This is a genomic window from Carboxylicivirga linearis, from assembly GCF_018271995.1.
GTDB lineage: Bacteria > Bacteroidota > Bacteroidia > Bacteroidales > Marinilabiliaceae > Carboxylicivirga > Carboxylicivirga linearis.
Window position 1 is genome coordinate 161,919 of sequence record NZ_JAGUCO010000006.1, and the last position, 15,106, is coordinate 177,024.

At 37.1% G+C, this 15,106-nt stretch carries 10 protein-coding genes and 2 tRNA genes; 9 read left to right on the forward strand and 3 right to left on the reverse strand.

Annotated elements, in window-relative coordinates; translation table 11 throughout:
• Window positions 1-420: 420 nt before the first annotated feature.
• Together KEM10_RS10810 and KEM10_RS10815 are read right to left on the reverse strand one after the other, a co-directional pair.
• Window positions 421-507, reverse strand: a tRNA-Ser gene (locus KEM10_RS10810).
• An 89-nt stretch (window positions 508-596) separates the two neighbouring features.
• Window positions 597-669, reverse strand: a tRNA-Trp gene (locus tag KEM10_RS10815).
• A 194-nt stretch (window positions 670-863) separates the two neighbouring features.
• Between KEM10_RS10815 and KEM10_RS10820 the strand changes: the two genes are divergently transcribed.
• Window positions 864-1,733 carry a tetratricopeptide repeat protein gene (locus KEM10_RS10820; protein WP_212216013.1) on the forward strand — a complete coding sequence of 290 codons (870 nt, stop codon included), beginning with the start codon at window positions 864-866 and terminating at the stop codon, window positions 1,731-1,733.
• Window positions 1,734-1,862: 129 nt separating this feature from the next.
• Here KEM10_RS10820 and yccS read toward each other — a convergent pair whose 3' ends face one another.
• Window positions 1,863-3,986, reverse strand: a complete 2,124-nt coding sequence (gene yccS / locus KEM10_RS10825) for a YccS family putative transporter (RefSeq protein WP_212216014.1) — start codon at window positions 3,984-3,986, stop codon at window positions 1,863-1,865.
• A gap of 586 nt (window positions 3,987-4,572) precedes the next feature.
• Between yccS and KEM10_RS10830 the strand changes: the two genes are divergently transcribed.
• The 8 genes from KEM10_RS10830 to KEM10_RS10865 all read left to right on the forward strand — a co-directional run bounded on the left by KEM10_RS10830 (window position 4,573) and on the right by KEM10_RS10865 (window position 15,038).
• Window positions 4,573-6,228: a glycoside hydrolase family protein gene (locus tag KEM10_RS10830; protein WP_212216015.1), complete on the forward strand. Its 1,656-nt coding sequence runs from the start codon at window positions 4,573-4,575 to the stop codon at window positions 6,226-6,228.
• A 155-nt stretch (window positions 6,229-6,383) separates the two neighbouring features.
• Window positions 6,384-6,824 (forward strand): TPM domain-containing protein, encoded by a 441-nt coding sequence (locus KEM10_RS10835; protein WP_212216016.1) that lies wholly within the window; start codon window positions 6,384-6,386, stop codon window positions 6,822-6,824.
• On the forward strand, window positions 6,799-8,082 hold the full coding sequence (locus KEM10_RS10840) for a TPM domain-containing protein (protein ID WP_212216017.1): 1,284 nt from the start codon (window positions 6,799-6,801) through the stop codon (window positions 8,080-8,082). Before KEM10_RS10835 ends, KEM10_RS10840 begins: the two co-directional genes overlap by 26 nt.
• Window positions 8,083-8,163: 81 nt before the next feature.
• The gene (locus tag KEM10_RS10845) at window positions 8,164-9,126 is read left to right on the forward strand and encodes a transglutaminase domain-containing protein (protein WP_212216018.1); all 963 of its coding nucleotides are present in this window, start codon (window positions 8,164-8,166) and stop codon (window positions 9,124-9,126) included.
• On the forward strand, window positions 9,123-9,656 hold the full coding sequence (locus KEM10_RS10850; protein ID WP_212216019.1) for a hypothetical protein: 534 nt from the start codon (window positions 9,123-9,125) through the stop codon (window positions 9,654-9,656). The genes KEM10_RS10845 and KEM10_RS10850 overlap by 4 nt, the downstream gene beginning before the upstream one ends.
• A gap of 71 nt (window positions 9,657-9,727) precedes the next feature.
• Window positions 9,728-11,230, forward strand: a complete 1,503-nt coding sequence (locus KEM10_RS10855; RefSeq protein ID WP_212216020.1) for a TolB family protein — start codon at window positions 9,728-9,730, stop codon at window positions 11,228-11,230.
• Window positions 11,231-11,278: 48 nt separating this feature from the next.
• Window positions 11,279-13,501: a patatin-like phospholipase family protein gene (locus KEM10_RS10860; protein ID WP_212216021.1), complete on the forward strand. Its 2,223-nt coding sequence runs from the start codon at window positions 11,279-11,281 to the stop codon at window positions 13,499-13,501.
• Window positions 13,502-13,655: 154 nt separating this feature from the next.
• Window positions 13,656-15,038, forward strand: a complete 1,383-nt coding sequence (locus KEM10_RS10865) for a sensor histidine kinase (RefSeq protein WP_212216022.1) — start codon at window positions 13,656-13,658, stop codon at window positions 15,036-15,038.
• Window positions 15,039-15,106 lie beyond the last annotated feature (68 nt).

A 15,106-nucleotide genomic window follows, 5' to 3' on the forward strand; every position in this document is an offset into this window, starting at 1 on the left:
GTTGCAAATACTTAATTGTGCACAAATGTATTATCATATGTTTCTTATGTCAATGCTATTCAAATGATTTCTTTTTTATGGCTTATCTGGGATTCAATCTAATGAAAACGAAATTAAAGAGCATTATGGAATTTAGAGCATAATATTAACTTAACAACTATGGGATATTATTGACTAAAGTTGGGTGATACAGATAGTTTATAATTATCCGAAATGTAGATTTACCAAGAAAAGAAGATGATGGTATTTTTTAGGTTTATAGAAAACTAGTGGTAGATAGATTTTCTGACGGTATTGGTAAATTATTTCTAATTCTGCCAGATTCTGATACACTGCATTAATATTTAAATCAATAGCACTGAAACGTCATGGTAACAATAAAAAGAGGTTAACAAATCTCTGTTAACCTCTCACAATCCGCGGAGAGAGGGGGATTCGAACCCCCGGTACCCTCACGGGTACACACGCTTTCCAGGCGTGCACAATCGGCCACTCTGTCACCTCTCCAATACATTACATAAAGATAGAAACTTATTGTAAAGAATAAAGTTCAATTGCAACAAATAAAAAATCCCGAGTAAATCGGGATCTTCTTGCACGGGAGGAGCGACTCGAACGCCCGACACCTGGTTTTGGAGACCAGTGCTCTACCAACTGAGCTACACCCGTAAATTTGTATTTTTATCAGCACTGCCTTTGCTAATGCGGATGCAAAAATAGGACAAAATCTGATATTTCAAATTCTTTATCCACATTTTTATTTTTCAGGTATTGATCGGGCTCTTTATCCCAGAAACATTGTCGATCCCGCCATTTGATTGTATCTTAGCACGATATTTAAAACACTCGAAAAATTACATAGAATGAAGAAATATCTGATTTTGAGTTTAAGTGCCCTTTTATTTGCCTGTAACCCACTTAATAAGTTACCAGGACTTCAATCAGGTGCCGAACAAGCATTTTCCTCCAATGATTTTCAAAAATCTTATACCCTCTATAAACAGTACATCGAACTGGCCAATAATAATGATACTGAAGTAAGTGACAATATTTATCTAAAACTGGCACAAGTTTCGGGTGAATTAGGTAAAATGGAAGAAGCCAGTAAACTTTATTATTCATTGCTTGAGAAAAATGAAAGCAGTGAATTAATCAACGAATTTGCCACTCTGCTACAAAGCAAAGGAACCAATCAGCAAGAGATTGATTTATGGAATAAATTTGAATTGGATGACGAGAACCTTAAATCAACCAAAGTAGATCGCTTGATCAATCTATACTCAAAAACCGAAAGTTACGATGCCGTAATAGAAGTGGTTGCCAACAAGGGTAATATTGCTTTAAGTAACGATGCCACCATGCAATATATTACTGCTCTTGAAAATACTGATAGTAAAATAGAAGCAGCTAAAGTCTGTAATCAATTAGTAAAAGAACAACCCGATTATATCCCTGCATTGGAATGGAAAGGAAAGTACTATTACGAAAAAGCTGATGCTCGCTATAAAGCTGAAATGGCTAAATACAACAAAAACAAAAATGCTACTACTTACGCTTACTTATTACGCGATTTAAAGAAGGTATCAGCTGACTTCCGCGTAGCACGCGACACCTTTGAAACTTTGCGTAAGTATGATGCCGAGAATAAGTCGTATATTAAATACCTAAAGAACTGTTATCTGCGACTGGAACAAAAAGCAGAAGCCGCTAAAATGGACAGATTATTAAAATAAGATATCACACCACAAATATTCAAAACCGAAGTTTACGCTTCGGTTTTTTATTGCGAAAATGTAAGTGTTGAATCATTGCATTTATCCCAGATACTAACAGGTTTGCCTTTTTAATTTTGACAATGATTTCTACTCCTTCTCACTCATACTTCTGGCCTGTTTCAGCAGCTTATTACTAACACCGGCAATATTATAAAACAGGCGTAATTGCTGACGCTTCTTTTCATTATTTAAATCATCAATACGATCGCGCATCGTCATTAACATCTCTTTTAACGAATGTTTATCAACATCTTCTTTTCCTTCAATAATATCCGCTGCTCTATTCAGCGCTTCATTAATTTGAACAGCTAGTTCGTTATATCCATCAACAATTAACGGATCGGTATCTCGTCGAGCTCCAAAAGCAGAAATATATGAAACCAATGCATGATTCAAATAAGTTAGTGTAAAAGCCTGCTCCATCATAAAACGTTGTTTCCTGGGCTCAAGCCTCATACTCTGCCACGAAAGCGTTAACTGATTATCGGCCTTATGTGCTTCGCGTCGAGCCACACGGTAATCGTAATCATCCACTCCCTCGTTGGGTTTATGCGCTTTTACAACCGTTGAAAAATACTCTGCATTTTTACGAAGTGCACTGGATAATAATCCTGGGAGTCGACGATATTGCCAATCGGGCCACAGAACACGAATAGACAGAATGGCCAAAGTAGCACCAAGAATTGTATCAAGCATACGCGGAAACATCACAGCAATACCCGAATCGGTTATAAGATTATTACTCGAAAGCACATAAATAGTAATAAAAACCACTGCAAAAGCATAATTAGCCTGGCGATAAAAGAAAAACCAAAATGCCGAAGCCAGCAACATAATCACCTGACCGCTATCGGTAGGTAGAATCTGTATAACCGACACTCCAATTACTACACCCGCCATCGTTCCCATCACACGTTGGAATAAACGTTTTCGTGTTTCGCTATACGTTGGCTGGTTGACAAACAAAGCTGTTAGTACAATCCACTCTCCTTTTTCAATCTGGAAATAAGTGGCAATAATATACCCAACCAAAAAACAAGTACTTAAGCGGATAGCATATCGTAAGCGAGGATGTTGAAAACTCAACTGATCTTTTATACGCTGAAATAGTGTACGAGTGTCCTGGCGCAGGCGAGGTGGTGATGTACTTTTTTCCGGTTCATTAAAATGTTCTAATGATTGATGCGAGCGTGTAAGGTTGTGAAAAAGAAGAATCAATAACTGCTTATCTTCTTCTGCCATTTTATCTATTTCAAACTCTAATGCACTTACTAACCATCCAATAGAAACCGGATGATTGTATCGCTCACCTGTTAATAAATTTTTTGAGGCTAAACGACAGGCATGTGCCAGCTGATGCAGCAACTCACCAAACCCTTCCAGAATTTCTTTATACTCAATTTTCTTGCCTAGTTTTTCGTACCGCTCTTGTGATGATGCAGCTCTCTCATGCAAACTTTGTAATAACATAAACCTTTGCAGATATGGCATCAGAACTTTAGGATCGTTCACCTCTTCACCATAACTATTGAGCACTTCCTTGCATTTCTCAAGCAAGTTAACCACCTGAACATTTAAGATGGCCAAATGCCCTCCTACTACATTTTCTTCTTGTCCATCACTGGGAAACAATTTTGCTTTCGCATCCAGATAATCTGCTAAGGCTAAATAACCCCGAGCCAAACGCTCATCTAACAATCGCGTTGGTTTAAAATAAAGTAAGATCAACGAAAAAATACCATAGATAACCGCACCTGCAACTAATAAAATTGGCTCCCAATACCATTCGGGGCTGTAATGCATGCCCAGCATTGCATAAATACTTACCAAAATAGCCCCATAAGAAATGCCTCGGTAACGCTCACTCATCCCTCCTATCAGCACAAACGTAATAGTTGCTAACACAAAGCCTACTCCGAAAATAATAGGATAAGGTCGTAACAGAACAACCGAAAAAGTAGTGATTAAGAATCCACCCCAGGTTAACAATAAAGCCTTGATTCTTCCTTTGGGATGGTCATCTGTTTCGGCCAAACCACCTGCTACAACACCCAATGCCAGGGTAGATCCAAAATAAGGATATCCCAAAGCCACAAGAGGGATGACCAAAACAGCCATTGCTACTGTTACCTTTGTAGAATAAAGCAAATCGGGGTTGCGCCACATTTTAATGCGAAGACGATGTAAGTATGGAAAAGCTATTCGCGCCATAGATTAGTTTTATGTTCAAGTTGTCTGTAAATACTCTTTCTCTTTAAGGATTTAGAGCAATTAAATGTTCTAACCTTTAATCTTTTTCAATAAAATGGCATCCATAGCTGAAATACAAAAGTAGCTATTTGTATATTTATTATTGATGTTTCTTTCTTTTTTCAAAAACGATTTAAACCTTTCCTATACGAGAACACCTAAAAAACTATAATTATAGCCTCGAGCCGGCAGGCTTTTACTTTTTTACTACAGTCAAAAAAGGTACAAAAAAGTCCGCGACTGCATTAGTGCTGATTTCTGACTATTGCAGTTCTTAACTGGGGCCGGGTGATTTTCGAGTAAAACTCTCAACTTCCCGGTCTTTCTATAAAACTACCTCAATTCAGTTATCATCCTTAATGAGGCTGAATAAAAAACAGTTAATTTCTCAGACTCTTGCCAAATAATTACAAACCGTTCAATTTGTTTAGAATTGGTAGTTCGTATGTTTCATAGATTCTCATTTTTTAATGAAACACTATGCTAGTTGATTTTTATTAAACATTTTTACATTTCAACAGCAACATATCTTTAAATACCAAACTAAATGAATAAATCATATATCTCTTTATCGGCAATATTAATCTTTTTTGCCTCTTTGACCCATGCCCAGGTTACAGAACGCGAACGCCCTGAAGGATGGGAAAACCTGGTTTATGGCGGACGCTTTATGGATCGTTTTCTACCAATGCCCGACCTTGGCGGTATGACAACCAAAACATGGGGTGCCGATTGTGTGATTCCCCGTGATATTAATAATGGTATTGAAGAAGATGAGTGGAGTTATTGGGGAGGTAATACCCGGTTGGGACCTGATGGCAAGTATCATTTATTTGTTTGCCGTTGGGCTGAAAATTCGCCACACGGTCATATGGAATGGGGAAATTCCGATGTGGTTCATGCGGTTTCTGATAATTCTTACGGCCCTTTTAAGGTTATTCAGGAAATTGGCAAAGGTCATAACCCCGAATGGTATATTACCAACAGTGGTAAATATGTAATATATGTGATTGGTGGATATTACGTTTCGGATGATATAAACGGTCCGTGGGAGCGCAAAGAATTTGAATTCGACACACGCGATCGTGAAATAATCGAGGGGCTTTCGAACCTTACTTTTGCCAAACGCGAAGACGGTTCATTCCTGATGATTTGTCGCGGCGGCGGTGTTTGGATGAGTGAAGACGGTATTTCGGCATGGAAGCAGATTACTGACTCAAGAGTATACCCTCCGGTTGACGGTCGTTTTGAAGATCCATTGATTTGGAAAACCAACGTACAGTATCACCTGATTGTAAACGACTGGCTGGGACGTATTGCCTGGTATCTGCGCTCGAAAGATGGCATCCATTGGAAAGTGGACTCGGGCGAAGCATATCTGCCGGGCATTGCTCATTATGCCGACGGTACCCGTGAAGACTGGTTTAAGTATGAACGCATCAAAGTAATGCAGGACTCATATGGAAGAGCAACACAAGCTAATTTCGCGGTGATCGACACCTTAAAATACATGGATCTTCCCAACGATAATCACAGCTCAAAATTGATTTCTATTCCTTTAACCATCGGTAAGTTGTTGACAGTCCTAAATAAAAAACCAATCACCGCTAAAACAAAAGAAATAAATGTGCTCATCCAGACTGAAGAAGGATTTGATCCGAATACCGATATGGATATTGAATCGCTACGTTTTGGAGCTCCTGAAATGATTGATGTGGGCAAAGGCTGTCAACTTAAAAATATTCAAGCTGTTGAAGGTGGTGCTATCCTAACTTTTGATGGCGAGGGTAACGGCTTTACCAATGATAACTTTGCAGGAAAACTATTGGGTAAAGACAAGCAAGGCAACTTGTTGTTCGGATACGGCCGATTACCGGGCGTGGATTATATGGAAGCTTCTTTATCGGCTCGTAAACCTATTTACAGCGTATCAGGAATGACCGTAGATGTAGAGAATTTCGGTCAGTCGCCCTCAGACAAAGCAAAAATTCAGGTATATCTATCTGATGGCGAAAATATGATTGAAGTAGCTGCAGGCAACATACCAGCTCTGAAACCATACGAACGCAAAACCATTGAGCTAAAAGTAAAAAACAATCAGAAAGAAGATGATCAGTACCAATATCTGGTCATTATTAATCAAGGTAAAAAGAATGAAGTGGTGTTTAGTACCAAGTCCAAAGCTCAAAGCCCGAATGAATAAAACCGCTGATAGCTAATGGCTACTTGCTGTTAGCTTTTTTTTAGCTGACCTCACCTATTAAATTATGAAATTTTGCTTTCGAACTTGGAAAATCGATTTATGTTAGATAGATTTATACTGATTAATTATCAACTTAACCTATTACTCATACATTCATGAATCCTGCAAAATTCTTCAATCAGCAGCAAAAAATGGCTATTCAAAATGCCATACATAATTCTGAATTAAAAACCAGCGGTGAAATAAGAGTTCATATCGAGAATCATTGTGAGGCAGAACTGCTAGACCGGGCTACTGAAGTTTTTCATGTATTGCAAATGCATGAAACCGAACGAAGAAACGGAGTGTTAATATACCTTGCTTTGGAGGATAAAAAAGTAGCTATTATTGGCGATAAGGGAATTAATGAGGTTTCACCAGATGATTATTGGCAAAATGAGATAGCTGATATTCTCAATCACTTCAAAAACGGAGAGTTTGATATCGGAATAATTCAAGCCATAAATAAAATTGGCGATAAATTAATTGAGTTCTTCCCTATTGAAAAAAACGATGTAAACGAATTATCCGATGAAATCTCATTCTATAACAACTAAGCTTTTTCTTTCAGTTCTCCTGTTTTTATCATTTAATGTAGCTTCTGCTAACTCCATATTTGACAAACCAACACCTGACCGCTTTATAAATGATTATGCCAACCTCCTAAAGGAGCATCAAATCGAACTGCTGGAAAACAAGGTTAAAGAAGTTGAGTACAACACATCAATGCAAATTGCCATTGTTACAGTAAAGAATCTTGAAGGAATGAGACCTTCGGCCTTTACACATAAACTGGCCAACCAATGGGGTGTTGGTCAAAAATATAAAGACAATGGTATTTTAATAATGATTAAGCCTAAATACTCCAATGAAAAAGGCGAAGTTTATATTGCCGTTGGAACCGGATTAGAAAGTACTATAACCAATAATAAGGCACAACAAATAGTTAACTCAGATCTGATTCCGAATTTAAAACAAGGTTATTTTTATGAAGGCCTTGACGAAGCGATTGATACCATTTCTTCATACTCTGCAAGTAGTAAAAGTAAAGCATTTATTGAAAGTATATTCTCTCAAGAGTTAATCATTACACTTCTTGTCATCCTATTACTGCTTCCTCCTTTTTATTTAGTATACTTGAAAAATAGACGGGTTTCTGATGAATACTCGCATTTCTATGTAAAGGATGGATATGACGAAAAGAATCTAATTGAACAGGTGACCTTAATGGAGGAACGTTATAATAAAAAGTACTCTAAATTTAAGAAGTTAATCATTCGATATAACTCCATAACAAAAGGTAATCTGTTTAAATATTCCGATAAGATAGACAACCAGATGTTCTGCTACCTATTAAACGGCCAAAACAGATACAAGCTATTTTGGGAAATGATCGATCCATTTTTCTTATTTATTTGTGGCCTTTTATGTACTCTCGCATTAATTGCTAATCTTATTATTCTTATTTATTATGGATGGGTAGGTTTGATTATCGGACTTACAGCTATAGCGTTAATTGTTTATGCTTTAATTAGTTTTCTGAATTCCTTTGTGGAAATGGAACAGTTTGCATTAAGAAAGAATAAAAAGTATCTGGGAGGTGTTGGCGTATCATTATTTGCTATTAATGCATTACTAAAGAAAAACATAAAAACAACCTATAATCCTACTACCAATTCGTATTCTTACATACCACATGTCGTATTCTATACTGCTGCTTCCGGAAGTGGTTTTGGTGGAGGTATTAGTGGATTTGGAGGCGGAGGCTTCGGCGGAGGTGGTTTTAGTGGTGGAGGTGCCGGCGGAAGTTGGTAAAACTATGCATGGTTAATAGGAATAGAATACTGAGAATGTTTCAGATAATTAAATTAGTATGAACTCTGATCCGTTAATTTTATGATACATCTCCCTATCAAATACATATTTGTTCTACTCTTCTTAATTATACACCTAACAATTGATGCTCAGGATTTTTATAAAATAGATAGTATAGTTCTGCAATATCCTGATCGAAAGACATCATTGGATGAATTAGTTCATTTTATCAAAAACGATTTTGATACCGACACTGAAAAATCAAGGGCAATTTTTACATGGATAGCTCATCACATCCGCTATGATGTTAAAAAGTATCACTCCTATTTGAAATCGAAAAAAAAGAATAATAAGAACGTTAAATATAAGAACAGATTTAAATACGAGCAGAAAGTGGCCAATAATACATATCGAAAGAGAAAAGGTATTTGTGGTGATTATTCTGTTTTGTACCAACATTTATGCGATTTGACTGGTGTTGAATGTGCAGTGATAAGTGGATATGCCAAAACCAGCCTAAAAAATATCGGTAGTAAATCGGGCGAAAGACATGCCTGGAATGCTGTATATATCGATCATAAATGGCAATTACTTGATGTAACATGGGCCGCAGGCTATCTTTCAGAGGATACTTTTTATCCCAGTTTTAATGATTACTATTTCTTTACAAATCCGGATATGTTCTTCTTGAAACATTTCCCAAGAAAAACCGAATGGGTTTTAACGGATAAAACGCGTGAGGATTTTAAAGATCTTCCGTTAATAAACTCCTACTTTTTATGGAGTTTGGTTAGTATAAATCAACCAGAAAAAGGGACTATAAAAGTTGAGAATAACAAGATTGTAATATATCTCTCGAATATCAAATTTTATGATAACATATCCTACTCGTTTTATAATCAAGGTTACGGAGAAATTGTTAAGAAAAACGCAAGTGATGATAACTGCCGCTTCGAGATAGATTATCTGTCAAAAAAGAAAGATTATCTAAGTATTTATATCAACTCGCAACTCTTTGCTACTTATAAAATAAAGACCCGATGAAAAAACTTCTATTTATACTTGCCGTTATGTTGGTTGGGTGCAAATCAATTTTTAATCCCATTTTCTCAGCTATCGTGAAGTATCAACAATCCGATACCTGCAATAAAGTTTTAATAGCTAAAGTAATTGATTACAGAACTACTCAAGGAATGTTTCCTCTTGCTGCTGATTGTTTAAACAGTTCTATAAATTATAACGAACTTGAAATAGCTCGCCAAATGATGTGGTTACCCGACTCATTGATTTCTGATTCATCCATTATTCGTTTTGAAGAAACATGGAATCAATCCTGCCCCAAACAATTCGATTCCATTTCATTTACCTCATATCAAACCGACTCCATTGATATTTTTACAAATCTGATATTTCGTAACGATACATCCTATTCTGTTTTAAAGGAAAGACGGCGACTGTTATTTACCAATGATACTTTCTCGAAATTAAGTCATTACATCATTGATGTGCATAGTTTTGACAATAATGGCGAACCAATTGACTTAATTTATAAAAGGAAATCATCAAAAAAGTAATCTATCTACTTCCCTTTTCTGTCACTTCAATAAATTTCAGTAAATTAGAGTAAATCTATTTCTGAATCCAAATGAAATCAATCCATCTGCTTATAGCCATAAGCCTGATTACTAACTATGCTCTGATGTCGGCACAAAATAAAACAGGGATATTTGATAATCACACCGATATAGGTATCACCAAAAACAAAGGACTGGCAAAGTACCGTAATGATAGTCAGTTGTATATTGTTGGCGGATCGGGCGAAAACACGTGGAGCACACAAGATCATTTTCATTACCTGTGGACCACGCTACAAGGCGATTTTATCCTTCGTGCCGAAGTGCGTTTTTTGGGTGATGGTGTTGACCCTCATCGTAAAACAGGATGGATCATTCGGAATAACCTCAACAGTAATTCAGCCCATGTGAATGCTGCTATTCATGGCGATGGCCTGACTTCTCTTCAGTTCAGGCGGCAGGCAGGTAACGAAACCGAAGAAATACAATCGACCGATACGGCTCCTGATGTGGTTCAGTTGGAAAGGCGGGGAAACCTTTTTATAATGTCAACGGCAAAGTTCGGAGAGGAGTTTACTACTGTTCAAATAAAAGATATCAATCTGGATAACGATGTTTATGTGGGTTTGTATATGTGCTCACACAATCCTGACGTTATCGAAGCTGCTTCGTTCCGTAATGTGCGAATCATCAAACCTGCCGATAAAGACTTTACCCCTTATCGCGATTACATAGGCAGCAAGCTGGAAGTGATGGATTTTGAAACCGGTCTTCGAAAGGTTCTGTATGAATCGGGGCATTCTATTCAGGCTCCCAACTGGATGCCCGATGGGAAAAACCTGATTTTTAATTCAAAAGGATTGCTGTTTACCTATGATCTAGAGGATGATATTATCGAACCGTTAAATACCGGCTTCGCCAACAACAATAACAACGATCATGTATTGTCTTTTGATGGAGAGCTGCTGGGCATCAGTCATCATAATGCGGATGACAACGAAGCTTCAAGCATTTATTACCTGCCAGCCAAAGGAGATTCTGTTCCGGTGAAAGTGACCAAAGACGGAGTGGGTGCTTCTTATCTGCACGGATGGTCGCCCGATAAGCAAAAAATGCTTTTTACAGGTGAACGTAACAGTCAGTACGATATTTATGAAGTCAATGTTAAAACGGGTAAAGAAAAGCAGCTAACCGATCACAAAACATTGGATGACGGATCAGAATACAGCCCCGACGGACAGTATATCTTTTTTAATTCAGTCCGGTCGGGCAAGATGAAGATATGGCGCATGGATGCCGACGGTAAAAACCAGATTCAGCTGACCGATGATGAATACAACGATTGGTTTCCGCACGTTAGTCCTGATATGAAATGGATTGTATTTATTTCCTTCCCGAAGGATATCGATCCGGGCGATCATCCTTTTTACAAACATTGCCTCATTCGTTTAATGCCATACGAAGGAGGTACACCTAAGGTAATTGCCTATATCTATGGAGGTCAGGGAACCATTAATGTTCCATCGTGGTCGCCCGATAGTAAACACATTGCTTTTGTTACAAACTCACAATAGGATAGCAACCGTCTTGTTTGTATATTTGATTAATCAACCTCATCCTTAATGAATAAATATCTGTCCATATTATTATTCTTTCTGTGCTTCACTGCTACTACTCACGCTCAACAACGCGCTAAAGTGGGTTTAAGTTTGAGTGGTGGAGGAGCAAAAGGGATGGCACATATTGGCATTTTGAAAGCCATTGATAAAGCCGGATTAAAAATCGATTATATTACGGGTACCAGCATGGGAAGTATCATTGGTGCCATGTATGCAGCAGGTTATTCGGGCGAAAAAATTGAAGAAATAGCCGGTCAGCTCGATTGGGATAAATTATTATCAGGTAAGCCCTCTTTCTACGATGTAAACCTGTATGAGAAACAGGAATACGAGAATTCAGCATTGACAATCCCTTTTGAAGGGAGTAAACCGGCTTTAACCACAGGACTAATTGAATCAGAGGAGATTTGGCTGCAGTTCTCTGAAATCTTCTTCCCGGTAAAAGATGTTAAAGACTTTAGCCAATTTAATATACCGTTTAAGTGTATCGCCACCGATTTATCAACCGGCGATGCTGTGGTGCTGGATAAAGGAGAACTGGTTTTTGCCTTGAGGGCCAGCATGGCTATCCCTGGCGTATTTCCGGCTGTTCCGTATAACGATACCGAACTTGTTGACGGTGGCATTATCCGTAACTTTCCTGTTACCGATCTAAAAGAGATGGGCGCTGATTATGTTATTGGCGTGAACCTTTTTGCAGGATTATCACATGCAAGCGAATTAAAATCGGCTGTTGATGTAATGTATCAAATCACTAACTATCGCGATGCTGCCGATCTGGTAAAAGAAAAAGCTTTGTGTAACCTGTTAATCGAACCTCCGCTAACCGAGTATACGGCAGGCAGCTTCTCCGATGTGGACACTATTATGCGAATTGGTAATGCAATGGGCGAAATTTACTATCCTTATTTCAAACACCTGGCCGACTCATTAAATGCTATTGAAAATATTCCTCACCAGGTTGAAGGTCGTTTACCTGAAAATAAATCCATAACAGTTGATAGTATTTCGGTTATCGGTCTGCAACGAACCTCCGACGAAAGCCTCTTGCATATTCTGGATGTTGAAAAAGGTGAAACCTATTCGGCATCTGATCTGAATGATAAATTCCGACGTGCTTATGCAGGTCTTAACTATGCATATACTTATTACGTTATTGAGCCCTCAGAAGAGAATCATGGAGTTTTGAAATGCATTGCCAAAGAGAATCCATCGAGCCATTTAAACATAGGACTCTCCTACCATAGTTTTACCAATGCAGGCGTTACCGTAGGATATAGCTGGCGCAATCTGATTAATAATCAATCGTACAGTTTGGCCAAAGCCAGCCTGAGCGAAAACTGGAGAGTTCGGTTATTACACCGACAATTATTTGGGGATAAACTAAACAGAGGTTTGCAACTATCGATGGAATCCGATCGCTTAAACATTCCCATTTATGAAGATTCGCAACAGCTATACCAGTTTAAAGGCATTTTTAATAATATCAATGTCGAATTTTTTCAACTCCTAAATTCACAATCAAGCATTGGCGTTGTCGGCAATTATTTTTTCAACAGTTTCAATCCATCTATTTCGGCTACAACTCTAAAAGGAAATTTATCGCGTTTTTCGGTTAATGCTAATTTCAAGCATAATTCGCTCGACAGAAGAAATCTACCACGTAGCGGTAAAAACACAGAATTAAAGATCAGTGCAGGTTTTAGCCGTCATTACAAATATGATTTATCAGCCTTTAATGCGGGCGATTCAACATTTACTATCTCCAAACCTTTGTTGAAATTTAAGTTTAAACATGATGCTTATCAGGCTTTATCATCACGATGGAGTCTTTTTGAAAATATTCAGGCAGGATATATTGCCAACAGCGAGGATATAGTTTTTGACGGTTTCTTTATTGGCGGAATACAACAGGTTTATAACAACCAATTGAATTTTGTGGGTTTTCAGGATGCCCAGATAACTACGTCTTCCATAATGTCCTTCGGGCTGGGAGCTCAATACAAGATGGTTAGTGAATTATATACCCTGTTAAGAGCCAACATAGGAATAACTGATTTTGATAACCCTTTTAAAAAGAACAGTTTTGATGATGCAACATTCGTGAGCGGAGCAGCCGTGAGTGTTGCTTACTATTTCTCGGCATTGCCTATTGAGTTCTCTTTTATGTATTCACCCAATATTGATAAACTATACACACATATTAATATTGGCTTTGCATTCTAATGATTCCAAATCATTTTTCATCAAAACAACCTAAATCATAAAGACATAAAATACCTGTATATTTATCGACTAAAATTGTTAATTTAGTTGTGTTACCTCATTTGCGTATGCATTTTTGAAACAACAAATAACCTGTACACCAAATACATTCCGAATGAAACTCCTTCGGTTATTAAATATCAGAACTAATGAAATTCATTATGAGGAAGCTTATAATGACTATAAAAAGGAGCTGCATCTTTCAATATTAAGGTACAATAAGATTCTGATACCCTTTATGTATCTGGTATTTATCTTTTATCTTATTGGTGATTATTATATTTGGAAAGTACCTGAATTTGCAATATTACGATTACCTGGCATCCTAACCTGTACACTCATACTGTTAGTTACCATCTCGAAACTCAGAAACAATATTCAACTGGTAGTTTCTGTTAATAATATTCATTGTATTGGTCTGTTAATTATGGGATTTGGTTTGGTTGTGATCGGGCCCGAACACAACTTTAAGGGCATCATCTCATGTATACTCTTTATTATAGCTGCCCATTTTTTTATTAAAGGCTATAAATCAATTTTATTATTTGGTGTTGTAGGTGCCGTATTAGCCATTGCTACACTTGCATATTCTATGCTTCATTTCAATACTTATCATTTTGCCGAAATATCAGGTTTGGTAACTGTTTTTATTGGTATTATAATTTTAAGTGTATCTAATGAAAACAAACGGTTCAATGAGTTTTATTTGCAGGCGAATCTTGTAAAAGAAAAAGATAAAGTTCAGGGACAAAATCGTCAATTGAATGAGATTAACCAACAACTAGATGTTGCATTAAAAAGGCTTGAAGAAGCTGATAATTCTAAAAACAAGTTCTTTTCTATCATTGCTCATGATTTAAGAAGCCCCTTCTCCACTGTTGTAAGTTTAATGGAAGAACTAAAGTTTAATCTGGATGATTACAGCAAGGAGGAGATCAAAAACCGAATCAAAATAATGGAGGAAGCAACCAACTCAACTTTGGCGTTTCTCAACAACTTACTATACTGGGCTTCATCACAATTAAATGGTATTAAAATCAACAAAAAATCGCATCAACTTAAAAACCTTGTTGAGCAAAGCATCAATCCATATTTAAATGCTGCCAACCTAAAGAACCTAAATATACATCTTAAATTAGATGATGATATAAATGTGTTTGTTGATGAAAGAACCATCAGTGTAGTTATTTCAAATCTGTTTAATAATGCAATTAAATACACACCTAATGCTGGAGACATAACTATTTCAAGTACCAAAAACAAATCAGTTGCCATACTATCAATTGAGGATAATGGTATTGGAATGAGTGACACAACAATCAAACAACTGTTTGAAATTGATAAAAACACAAGTAGAGCTGGAACAGAAAACGAAAAAGGATCGGGTCTAGGATTGGTATTGTCTTCCGATTTTATCAAATACAATGGTGGAGATATTGAAGTAAGTAGTAAAGTTAATGAAGGCAGCTGTTTCTCTGTTTCATTACCCATCAGATAGACTGCACAGGCCCCATTATTTCATACCTGTAATGATGTTCAAAACAAAGAGTAGAAATCTATTGTTAT